This is a genomic window from Allocoleopsis sp., from assembly GCF_036703385.1.
In the GTDB taxonomy this organism is placed as follows: Bacteria; Cyanobacteriota; Cyanobacteriia; order Cyanobacteriales; family Coleofasciculaceae; genus Allocoleopsis.
The window spans coordinates 1-10,612 of the sequence record NZ_DATNPA010000154.1; the positions used below are offsets into that span (position 1 = coordinate 1).

At 49.5% G+C, this 10,612-nt stretch carries 7 protein-coding genes and 1 pseudogene; 4 read left to right on the forward strand and 4 right to left on the reverse strand.

The genetic code is table 11. From position 1 onward, the window contains the following. The 3 genes and pseudogenes from V6C93_RS07695 to V6C93_RS07705 all read left to right on the forward strand — a co-directional run. Positions 1–1,462 (forward strand): annotated as a pseudogene (locus V6C93_RS07695) (S-layer family protein); the annotation flags it as partial. A 4-nt stretch (positions 1,463–1,466) separates the two neighbouring features. Continuing rightward, positions 1,467–4,268, forward strand: a complete 2,802-nt coding sequence (locus V6C93_RS07700; protein ID WP_333476069.1) for a CHAT domain-containing protein — start codon at positions 1,467–1,469, stop codon at positions 4,266–4,268. Between the two features lie 523 nt (positions 4,269–4,791). Continuing rightward, positions 4,792–5,637: a universal stress protein gene (locus V6C93_RS07705; RefSeq protein ID WP_333476070.1), complete on the forward strand. Its 846-nt coding sequence runs from the start codon at positions 4,792–4,794 to the stop codon at positions 5,635–5,637. 249 nt (positions 5,638–5,886) lie between these two features. Here the strand turns inward: V6C93_RS07705 and psbM are convergent, their stop codons facing one another. The 4 genes from psbM to V6C93_RS07725 all read right to left on the reverse strand — a co-directional run bounded on the left by psbM (position 5,887) and on the right by V6C93_RS07725 (position 9,010). After that, entirely contained in the window at positions 5,887–6,003 is a 117-nt protein-coding gene (gene psbM, locus V6C93_RS07710) for a photosystem II reaction center protein PsbM (RefSeq protein WP_333476071.1), read from the reverse strand. Between the two features lie 80 nt (positions 6,004–6,083). Continuing rightward, positions 6,084–6,386 (reverse strand): 2Fe-2S iron-sulfur cluster-binding protein, encoded by a 303-nt coding sequence (locus tag V6C93_RS07715; protein WP_333476072.1) that lies wholly within the window; start codon positions 6,384–6,386, stop codon positions 6,084–6,086. 108 nt (positions 6,387–6,494) lie between these two features. Then, positions 6,495–8,243 (reverse strand): TolC family protein, encoded by a 1,749-nt coding sequence (locus V6C93_RS07720; RefSeq protein WP_333476073.1) that lies wholly within the window; start codon positions 8,241–8,243, stop codon positions 6,495–6,497. 221 nt (positions 8,244–8,464) lie between these two features. Further along, positions 8,465–9,010 carry a PadR family transcriptional regulator gene (locus V6C93_RS07725; protein ID WP_333476074.1) on the reverse strand — a complete coding sequence of 182 codons (546 nt, stop codon included), beginning with the start codon at positions 9,008–9,010 and terminating at the stop codon, positions 8,465–8,467. A gap of 289 nt (positions 9,011–9,299) precedes the next feature. Between V6C93_RS07725 and V6C93_RS07730 the strand changes: the two genes are divergently transcribed. Continuing rightward, positions 9,300–10,612 (forward strand): efflux RND transporter periplasmic adaptor subunit (locus tag V6C93_RS07730; RefSeq protein ID WP_333476075.1); only part of this gene is annotated, 1,313 nt, incomplete at its 3' end.

Consider the following 10,612-nt stretch of genomic DNA (forward strand, 5'->3'; position numbering starts at 1 on the left):
TCTTCAGCTAGACCCAACAGTAGCGACAGGTCGAGGGGGAGACTTGAAGATTACCACAGACCAGTTGATTGTTCGCGATCGCGCAGCCGTCACAGCAGCAACTCTCGGGCAAGGTACTGGCGGCAATATTCAAGTACAAGCTAACTCCCTCGCATTGACAAATGGTGCACAAGTCTCGGCAGCGACTTCTGGAAAAGGCCAAGCCGGTGATATTTCGGTACGCGAAGCTGACGCTGTTTCCCTTACGAATAGCGCCATTTCCACAGCGGTGAACGCTGGTGCTGAGGGTTCAGGAGGTGATATCGATATCCAAACGCGATCGCTGTCTGTACGCGACCAAGCTCGAATCAGCGCCAATACCGCTGGAGACGGGAAGGCAGGCAGTATCACAGTAAGAGGAAATACCCTTGAGGCCACCAACGGCGGACAACTGCTCACCTCTACAGCTAGCGGTCAAGATGCCGGGAATATCAACCTGACCATTAAGGATGATGTGAAGCTTACAGGAGAAAAAACGGGGATATTTGCCAACACCACTCCCGGTTCTACGGGCAACGGCGGCAGTATTTTGTTGAACGCTAGAACCCTCGACCTTCGGAATGGTGCAGGTATCGCTGTGGGTAGCCAAGGTACAGGAGAAGGCGGTGATATCACAGCTCAATCCAACTCAACTACTTTGGATAATCGAGCCTTTATCTCAGCTAAAACGGCAAGCAATACAGGGGGCAACATTACTCTAGGCGTACAGGACTTATTGATGTTGCGTCGGGGCAGTGAAATCTCCACTACAGCCGGTACGGCACAGGCAGGGGGAGATGGCGGGAATATTACGATTAACGCTGGCTTCATCCTGGGAATTCCTACAGAAGATAGCGACATTACGGCTAATGCTTTTACAGGTCGAGGTGGCAATATCAACATCACCACTCAAGGTATCTTTGGACTGCAATTTCGCCCTCACCTGACTCCGTTAAGTGATATCACCGCCAGTTCTAGGTTCGGTCTTAATGGTTCCGTGCAAATCATCACTCTAGGCGTTGACCCCAATCGAGGATTAGCAGAGTTACCTACGGATTTGGTCGATGCCACAGGACTGATTGACCGCCGTTGCGTACCGGGTGGAGGAACGGAGCAAAGCAGCAGCTTTACTATTACAGGTCGTGGCGGGTTACCCCCCAACCCCAATGAGGCACTGGGCGAAGAAGGTTTGTTAGAAGATTTAGGGACTTCAGTCGGGGTGAGTACTGGGACGCGAGGCGGACAGCAGCTTCGTGCTTCTACATCACCCAGTTCTTCACCTCAGCAACTGGTGGAAGCTCAAGGATGGGTCTTTGCTCCGGATGGGACTGTAATCCTCACCGCACAAGCGCCCACCGCCACCCCTCAACATCCTTGGCAAACTCCCGCCTCCTGCCAAACCCTCTCCCAGTCTAGTGACGCTCGTACCGTCAGCCCCCGTTAAGACTATGGCAAAAACACGGCATTTACGTTTCAGGGTTCACCAACCCCAATTCAACCCGTTCCGTTTTGGCGATGGACGATGGACACGTTCCTCTGGGTTCACCCGTCTTTTACTCGCCTGCCTGACAACACTGTTGTGCCTGATCAGCCACCCTGTTTTAGCTCATCTCGCTCATGGAACTGCATCCCCAGTGGCAATCTCATACGAAGTTGCGTTCAAAGATAGTCGTCGAGACAGTCAGGGGAACAATCCAAAATCCAAAACCCGCCCGCAGGACAAAGTCCGAGGACGGCCAAATCTAAAATCGAATGACCTGGCGGCAGCACCCCAATGGCTGCAACAGGGTCGAGACTACTATGAAGCTGGACAATATGCCGCCGCCATCAAAGTCTGGCAACAAGCCGTTCAAGCTTACCAGTCTCAGGGAGACTCCCTCAACCAAGCGATGGTCTTGAGTAATCTAGCCTTGGCCTATCAGGCTTTAGGGCAGTTACCGGAAGCGAAAAATGCGATCGCAACTTCTCTGCAACTGCTCCAGTCACAACCCGATACGCCAGAACAACGCCGCATTCTTGCCCAAGCGTTAAATACCTACGGCAGTTTGCAAATGGCACAAGGACAAGCGCAACCAGCACTCACCACCTTGCAGCAGGCAACTGATACCTATAGGAAAGTGGGTGATGAAGCAGGAGTCATCCGTAGCTTACTCAACCAAGCGCAAGTTCTTCGAGTCTTGGGGCTATATCGTCGTGAACTTTCAACCCTCACCCAAGTTAATCAAACCCTACAAACGCAACCCGACTCTCTCCTCAAAGCAGCAGGACTGCGTCACCTCGGTAACACCCTACGCTTAATTGGCGATCTGAATGAGTCTCGAAAAGTCTTACAGCAAAGCCTTGAAATTGCCGAAAAATTAGCTTCACCACCAAATAAAGCAGCCGCTCTTCTGAGTTTAGGCAATACTGCCCGGACTCAGTTGCAAGCAGAAGCCGCACTCCAGTTTTATCAACAAGCTGCCACAACCAAAGGTTATTCTTTAACACAAATTCAAGCTTTAGTCAATCAGTTAAATCTGATTGCAGAAGGTCGCCTGAAACAAGATATAGCCTCCCTCACCCAACCGCTACTGCCCCAAATCCAAGCGCAACTTACCGAGTTACCCCCCAGCCGAATCAGTGTCTATGCCCGAATTAATCTGGCTCACAGTCTGCTGAAGCTGACACAACCCAGACCGAAAAAGGACGAGAAAACTCCTCCAGATTCACCCCTTGTGCTGGACGCTTCAAAAATGCGAGAGATTGCCCAAATGTTAGCGATCGCAATTGAGCAGGCATCGACGTTAGGAGACCAACAAGCCGAAGCCTATGCCCTCGGCAGTCTCGGCGAACTCTATGAGAAGACTCAGCAGTGGTCAGAGGCACGAAATCTAACTCAAAAAGCCCTCATTCTCACTCAATCGATCAATGCACCAGATATTTCTTATCGCTGGCAGTGGCAACTCGGACGCTTGCTCAAAGTACAAGGCGATGAAGAAGGTGCGATCGCTGCTTACTCGGAAGCGATCAACACACTGCAATCGCTACGCAATGACCTGGTCGCGATTAACTCAGAAGTGCAGTTTTCCTTTCGAGAGGGAGTAGAACCCATCTATCGTGAGTTTGTCTCGTTACTGCTGCAAGGAGGCCAAAAGACCAGCCCAGAGCGTCTAGAGAAAGCTCGCAAGGTGATTGAGTCTTTACAATTAGCGGAACTGGATAACTTCTTCCGCGCTGCCTGTTTGACAGCAAAACCCGTTCAAATTGACGCCATTGACCAAAAAGCTGCCGTAATTTACCCGATTATTCTGCCAGACCGTTTAGACATCATCCTCAGCCTCCCTCAGCAGCCCTTGCGCCACTATGCGACACCTCTCCCTCAAGACCAAGTTGAACGTACCGTAAGGAAGCTACGTCAAGAGCTAACAACCGCGATCGGTCGAACCTTTTTACCCCTATCTCAGCAGGTGTATAACTGGTTAATCCGACCCCTTGAAGCTGATTTAGCGCAAAGTCAACTCAAAACGCTCGTCTTTGTTCTAGATGGCTCCCTGCGGAATATTCCGATGGCAGCTCTCCACGACGGGAAGCAGTACTTGATGGAAAAATACGCCATTGCTCTGACTCCAGGATTAGAACTGTTGCAATCCCAGCCGTTGACACGAGGTCAGCTCAAAGTTCTCACGGCTGGACTCTCGGAGGCTCGTCAGGGATTTTCTGCCCTCCCGGCGGTGGAAGTAGAACTCAATCAAATTTTGTCTGAGGTATCGGGTGAAAAACTGTTTAATCAGGAGTTCACTAAGACCAAGATTCAAAATGCGATCGAGGCAATTCCTTTCCCTGTGGTACATTTAGCCACTCATGGTCAGTTCAGTTCCAAGGCGGAGGAGACGTTTATTCTAACTTGGGACGACCGGATTAATGTCAATGAATTAAATAACTTCCTGCAAAAGACCGACCAGCACCGAGCCATTCCCATTGAATTGCTGGTTTTGAGTGCCTGCCAAACCGCCAGAGGGGACAACAGAGCCGCTCTAGGAATTGCTGGCGTCGCTGTGCGAGCGGGAGCACGTAGCACACTTGCCACCTTATGGTCGGTTAATGATGACGCGACCTCTGCACTGATGAGACAGTTCTATCAGGAGTTAGCCAAGTCCTCCGTGACCAAAGCGGAAGCCATCCGTCGTGCCCAACAATCCATCCTACAAGACCCCAACTGGCAGCACCCCTATTACTGGGCACCTTATGTATTAGTAGGAAATTGGCTTTAAGTTGAATGGCACTGGCTTAAGAAATTTCATCCAACCCGTCAATCCTTGTGCAGGGGGTCTGGGGGAGGCACTCCGTCCCCCAGTGGGGGGTTTGGGGGGAACCCCCCCAATCCGGGTTTTTCCGAAGAACGACCACTTTTGGCTTAAGTCAATGACATTCGCTTTAAGTTAGTGTGGGTGGCAGAGGGCGTCAGGACTAACGCACTAACTCTAGTGATCAGGCGTTCTGTAGAGTCGCCTACGCTATGAGCTACAGCTCCGGCAGCTGTAGCTGGGCACTTTCCATAAAAATATTAATAGGCAGTTAAGCAACATTGCTATTGCCAAATTTAAGTAATAAATTGTCAAATTTTGATAGCGACATCAAAAGTATCCTTATATCTTGGAAGGCTGACCACCACTTGCCCTAACAGGACTCACGGATGTCAGGGGAGGACTGAAGCTTTCGCGGCTTGCGCTTGTGCGGTTAGCTGTGTCAGTCCTGATTTAATAACGAAACAATTACTAAAGAAGAGGCACTTGCATGATTCAAAAAATTTTAGTTGCTGTAGCTGGTCGGGGACTCTGTGAAGAGATGCTGAACATGTTGCTGGAAATCCCCGCTATGCAACAGGTAGCCGTTACTGTTCTGCACGTTGTGCCTCCCCAAATCACCGCCGATACTATGTCCGCTAAGTTGGAAGAAGGCGGCAAAATTCTAGCTCAAGCCGTCAAATCTATCAAATTAGACGCTAGCAAAATTTCAGCCCGACTCAAGCAGGGGGAACCTAAAGATGTAGTCCTCCAAGTCGCTGAAGAAGAGGACTCTGACCTGATTATTATGGGTTCACGAGGGCTGAAGCGCTTAGAAGCAATTTTGGAAAACTCGGTCAGTCAATACGTTTTCCAATTGTCTCCCCGTCCCATGTTACTGGTCAAAGACGACGCCTACGTCAAACAAATCAGGCGTGTCATGGTGGCGATGGATAAATCTGATTCAGCACAACAAAGCTTGAATTTAGCCCTATCATTCTTACAAAATATTAAAGGCAGTGAGCTATTTTTAGTCCATATCAACCCTGACAAGGGTAAAGCCGCTGAACCCACTGTTCAAGCAGAAAACGACCCAGTTCTAGCATCGGCAGTAGCAGAGGCAAAACGGCGGGGTGTAGCTTACCGTTGTATTAACACGAGTGGTAAGGCAGGGGAAGAGATTTGCCGATTAGCCGATGAGAAGAATATTGACTTGTTAATTCTCGGTTCTCCCGATCGCCGTCCCTCTATTGCTAAGACTTTACCCGATTTGGATCGATTACTCGGGGGTTCACTATCCGACTATGTCCGAGTTTATGCCAACTGTCCCGTATTATTAGCACGCACCGTCGATTGAAGCGTAAGTTAGCATTCTTGAGAGTCAGTACTCCTTGCCTCAAAGATCGGTAACACCCAAGAGCCTTCCGTTACAGCGAAGTCGGGAATCAAAGGTAGGACTTTCTCCTTTGGCTCCTGACTGGTTGCTTCTGTGTTCTGGCTCCGGCAGCTTCAGGCCAAGACGGCGCTTTTGCCCAAACCATTACCGAATAAAGAAAACCCCCGCCTTGCTTGAAGCAGAGACAGGGGATTTTGTTGACTACAGATTCTAAGTATTTTTGTTGCCTTCGCGGCTAGCTGTTTGGATGTACAGAACCAACAGGAAAACTGTAGGAACCAGCACAAATAGAATGCTGGCAATAAACCCTAACTCATTAACTTGCATTGAACCCGTGCCTCTAAATTGTTATTGTTTTAACCCACTTTCTTTAGGATATCATCAACGCTCTTGTGCAAGTTATCCCTTCAGTTTGAGGGTTTTGTTTTTATGCTCACCGGTCCATTGACCAACACTTGACAGGCTAACCGATAAGTGTCAGGCTTTTTCTTAAGCTTACGCTTTTCTACCTCAGTTCGAGGGGAAAGATTCTCTAGACCATCGGTCACCTCAACAATACAGGTACCACATTGACCATAACCGCCACAAGTCATCATCTTCCCCATGAAAGTGTAGAGGTCAATGCCGTTCTGTAGTGCTTTCTCTCTTAAGTTGGCTCCATCAGCCGCAATCACTTCTTGTCCTTCTTTGACAAATTTGATATTACCCATCAATCCTCCTGACTCTCACCTTACCCCTATCTTATTAAGAAAGATTAATAAAATCTGAGATTTCAGAAAAGTTGTAACCTTTTCTGCGGGTGGTGGTCCTACTGACGGCTAGGGTAAGTTAGATAGATTGCTGTTTGGCAGATTACTGGTTGCGCGTTGCAGAGCGGCTAACGCTCGATTGTACTCCAGAACGGCACTGAGCTGATTAAATCGAGCACGAGTTAGGGCGGTTTGCTGATTGAGTACATCTGTTTGGGTTCCGACCCCTGCTTGAAATCGCAACCGTGCCAACCGCAAGCTTTCTTCTGCCCGTTGCAGGGCAATAGTAGCTGTGTCAATATTTCGGGCGTTGGCATTCAAGTTGAAAAAGGCTTGTTCTACCTCAAGGCGTACCTGGTTCCGTTGGTCAGCAAAACGAGTTTCAGCGATCGCAATACTCTTCCTAGCCTGCTCCGCTCTGGATCGAGCCGCCCCACCATCGAAAAAATTCCACCGTAACGTTGCCCCCAGAGACAGACCGCCAGCAGGCCCCAGTCCATCGTTTAAGATGCCAAGGACATTGTAGCTTGCCGACAGCCCTGCTTGAGGTCTTACGGAAGCCAGAGCAATGCGCTGCTCTTGCTCTCCAATATCGCGTTGCACCAGCTGCTGCTCCAACTCGGCTCGGTTTTTATAAGCCAAAATAATACTCTGCTCTAGAGATAAAGGCCATTGTCCAGCCACAGCGATCGGGTCGGCTGCTGCCAGATCAGCCGTCTGTGGCACACTTAATAATCGTGCAATCTCGCGTCGGCTGACTCGTTGCTGACTCTGTGCTCGAGTCAAGTCTTGTTGGGAACTTGCCAAATCCACCTCGGCCTGCAAGACATCAAATCGAGTTCCTAACCCAGCTTGTTCCAACAACTGAGCATCTCGTAGACTCTGAGACGCTGCAACCACGGCAGCTTGGAAAATGTCTACTTGAGCATCAGCCTCTTGCACAGCGTAGTAAGCATTAGTGACATCGAGTCGCAATTGCTCAGAAATGCGCTCTACCTCTAGCTGTTGGAAACGTACTTGTTGCTCAGCTTGCCGAATTTGTGCAGGACGACGCCCAGCGGTGAACAGGTCATAATTGGCTTGCAGCGCCCCATTGAAAGTTGAGCTGGTTACACTGGTATTACTGAGCAAGGGATTGTTTGCCAAAGTATCATTCCGCAATCTCTGCGATACAGACTCATCACGAGAGAACGTTGTCGTGACGCCCACCGTCGGGAATTCAGCCGCGAGAGCTTCTTGTACAGCGGCCTGATCGCGCTCTAAGGTTTGCTGGGCGGCCTCAAGAGTCCGATTGTTACGCCGCCCCAGTTCTAGTGCTTGTTGCAGAGTAATGGCTTGGGTGTTTCTAATTTGAACTTCCTCACTTTGGGTCGGAAACAGTAACGGATCTGGGCTGGGATTGAGAGATTCTGGGGCTGACGTGTCCCGATTAGGGCGAGGTAACTGGGCAACACTGGCTCCGCTAACAGAAGAAAGGGCTGGTTCCGAGCGTTTATTTGAGTCAGTTTGCAAAGCCAAGGTGATAGGGATAGTAGAAAAGGGATTGAAAAGAGAACGTTCCGCATCTGAGCCTCTCCTCAAAAAAACTCCGGGCGTCTTTGCATCCTCTACCTTCTGCGCCTCTTCCTTTCCGACTCTAACAGAGGCTATGAGCTGTTCTGGAGTCAATGCCACTAGCGGCTCTTGGTCTGGAATCTCAGCCAGGTTACGGCGCATCTGATGGAATGAGGGTAACTCGTTGGAAGCACCGGGCTCCACTAGGCTTAGGGCGATCGCGGCTCCCACACCTACAGCCATGACATGATGAAAAGTTGGCATAAGTTTTAAATTTGACTTAAGTCTTCAAAAAACTGCTTTTCTTGAGGAATTTACCAGTCTTTTGCACATAATCGCTTGCGACAAGGCTAGGCAAACGAAGAGATGGGCTGACTTTGATTAAAGGAATTCCGAGATTGTCTCACAATCGGTAGATACGCCAAGATACTGCTCAATTATTTAATTTTTTGGCTTCCTATTGATGGAATTTAATCAGAAATTGTCTAAATTTTCATCCGCTGCTCGCTGCTCCGTCGTTGTTCTTGTTCTTTGGCGAGTTGTTCCTCTAGCCATTGAATCTCCTTGGTGAGGACGCCGAGGCAATGCTGCCAGACTTCTATTTGGTAAGGGTCAGTTAGTTTTAGTTGTTCAAGTTCAACACTGGTGAGGCGTAGCTGACAGAAGCTCAATCGATTCTCCAGTAACTTAATCCGTTCTGGCTCCTCCAGGTTGCCGAAGAAGAAATACTTGATGAAAAAGCGCGATCGACTATTGACCCAGCTTTCCTGGGGATGTTCCATCATCTTTTGATGCCATCGCTGACGACCCTTGGCAGTAATACAGTAGGTTTTGCGATTAGGGCCTGCTTCTGTTTGGTCAGTCGATAGAGTGGCAATTTCCCCTCGCTCCTCCAGACGCTTGAGTAAGGGATAAATCGCTCCATAGTTAACGCTAATACTGCTGCTCATAAATAACTCTAGCTGCTGCTTTAAGCGGTAGCCATGCAGCGGTTCGCACTGGAGAAGACCTAAAGTGGCGAGTTCAAGCATTGGCTCAATATATTTTTTTCTTTATCTATATCTATACCAGACTGATATACTAGACTGAAATATGCAAGAGGCGCGTCTAGTTTACCGCGCTCTACTGACAATCCCTAAAATTTAGTTCCTTATCACACAAGCCACGATTAAGTCAATGGCTAAAGTCGGCTTTTAAATTTCTGGCAAGTCGCCCACTACAGTGCTTCTACTCTCATTGATGACAAGTGCTTGTAATCGCGGCGGGCAACCCTCGACGGTAGGGAAACCTCAAAACGAGTCAAAAGGATAAGAAACGAAGATGAGCGAACCTGAGTCCCCTAAGTACCCAGTTCCATCAAAGGCAGAACCGACTTTAATGGCTGACGGTGATGGAGCTAATGCAAACGAGTCTTTTCGTGATGAGCGGTTTGATCCACGCCCACGAAATCGTTGGCCTATCGCATTGGGAGTGATCATCCTAATTTTGGCAGGGGGTTTGGGTTGGTACTGGTGGCAAACAAGCCATGCCAAGACTGCACCGAAAGCTCCCGCCGCAGGCGCACCTCAATCGAAAGCAGTTCCCGTCAAGCTAGCAACGGTAGAGTCACAAACTGTTCCGGAATCTTCAGAATTTGTCGGTTCCCTCCAAGCACCGAGAGGCGTGGTCATAAAGCCTGAGATAGAGGGGCGCATCTCTCAGATTTTGGTTCAAGATGGCGCTCGTGTCCAGCAAGGGCAAGTGATCATTCGCTTAGACAGTGAGGACTTGCAAGCTCAGAGGATGCAAGCCAAAGCGAATCTTGACCGCGCTCAAGCCGCTCTTGCCGAACTAGAGGCGGGGACGCGTCCCGAGGAAATTGCTCAAGCCCAAGCCCGTGTAAATCAAGCCGAATCCCGCCTCGCCAACGCCAAAGCCGGGGCAAGTCCAGAAGAAGTTGCTCAGGCTCAAGCGCAACTGGACGCTGCTAAAGCAACAGCAGATCTAGCGAAATCACGGGTGAGTCGATATCAAACCTTAAGACAACAGGGCGCTGTTTCTCAAGATGTGTTAGAAGGATACGTCAAAGAAGAGCGCAGTGCCGCAGCCCAGGTGCAAGAAGCCGAACGACGCCTAGAGGGACTGCGAAAGGGTAGAACTTCTGATATCGATCAGCTCACAGCCGCCCTGGAACAAGAGCGGCAATCCTTAACGCAATTGAAGAATGGCGCACGAAAAGAAGACATTGCCCAGGCGCGATCGCAAGTTTCTCAGGCAGCAGCCCAAGTCCGATCAGCGGAAGTCAAGCTGCAATACACCAAGATTGTTGCCCCAATCCCTGGCCTTGTTGCGGATATCCCAGCCAAAGTAGGAGACTTCGTTAGTAAGGGGGATACGCTCACCACTATCACGCAAAACCAAACGTTAGAAGTAAACTTACGTATCCCTATAGTGCGGGAACCACAATTGCGCTTGGGGCAGAGAGTAGAGGGACTTGACAACCAAGGGAATTTACTAGGTACGGGCAGAATCAGTTTCATTTCTCCTCAAGTCAGTACAACATCTCAAAGCATCCTGGCAAAGGCAAGCTTTGACAATTCAGAAGGACAACTGCGCGATGGACAATTTGTCCGAGCCAAAGTGATCTGGAATAG